This is a genomic window from Nocardia amamiensis NBRC 102102 (assembly GCF_001612745.1).
GTDB lineage: Bacteria > Actinomycetota > Actinomycetes > Mycobacteriales > Mycobacteriaceae > Nocardia > Nocardia amamiensis.
In genome coordinates this window covers 1-795 of record NZ_BDBA01000463.1, presented here as the reverse complement: position 1 = coordinate 795, position 795 = coordinate 1, and the positions used below count along the sequence as shown (strand labels likewise).

1 protein-coding gene is annotated in these 795 nt (G+C 65.8%); it reads right to left on the bottom strand.

Annotated features, from left to right (window positions below; all coding sequences use genetic code 11):
* Positions 1-693, bottom strand: a 693-nt coding sequence (locus tag NA4_RS39960; protein ID WP_157129604.1) for an ISL3 family transposase, incomplete at its 3' end; no start/stop codon positions are given.
* Positions 694-795: the final 102 nt, after the last annotated feature.

Here is a 795-nt window from a genome sequence, read left to right as displayed (position 1 = left end):
GTGCCACAAATGCCAGCGATCGGCGACATGGATCGCGTGCGGCGCGGCGGTCTTGACCGCCTCGGCATAGGCCGAAGCGCGATCCCGGCACACCACCTCGACCCCGGAATGTTCACACAGCCAGCCCGCAAGCGTCGCGGCGGTGCGGTCGGCCAACACCTCGATCGGACGATGTGACTGCATATCCACGACGACTGTTCCATAGGTGTGTCCGCGGCGGAGGGAGAAATCGTCGACCCCGAGGATCTGCACCTGGGTGATCGGCGGGTCCGGCAACGCCCGCACCAGCCGCAACAACGTGTCCCGGCTCGTCGCGATGCCCAGCCTGCTGGCCAGCCGGGCACCCGCCCGCCCCGCCAACGCCAACCCGATCCTGGTCAGCGTCGCCGCCAGCTGGTCCGTCCGGCGCGCCCACTTCACCGTCAACCCAGCAACCTGCTCAGCGAAAGTTCTTGCCGCACAATTGCTATTCGAACAGAAGAACCGACGAACCCGCAACCGCAGCACCACCGCCCGACCCGCGACAGACACATCCGCCAGCTGCCGCCAATACCGGGAATGCACCCGCACCGAATTGCTTCCACATCGCGGGCAACCCGCTGCTGCTGCAGCAACCGCAGCTTCGACCGTCACGACATCCCGCTCGCTTCGGACGTCCGCGATTACCAGATCACCGAAGTGCGGCAACAACATTCGAGCAGCATCAGCAAACCACGCCTGACACCTTCACCCACCCGAGCCCCGAACCGGCGGCAACACGCCGAACAACACGATCACGGATTCTGCGCCAGAGCC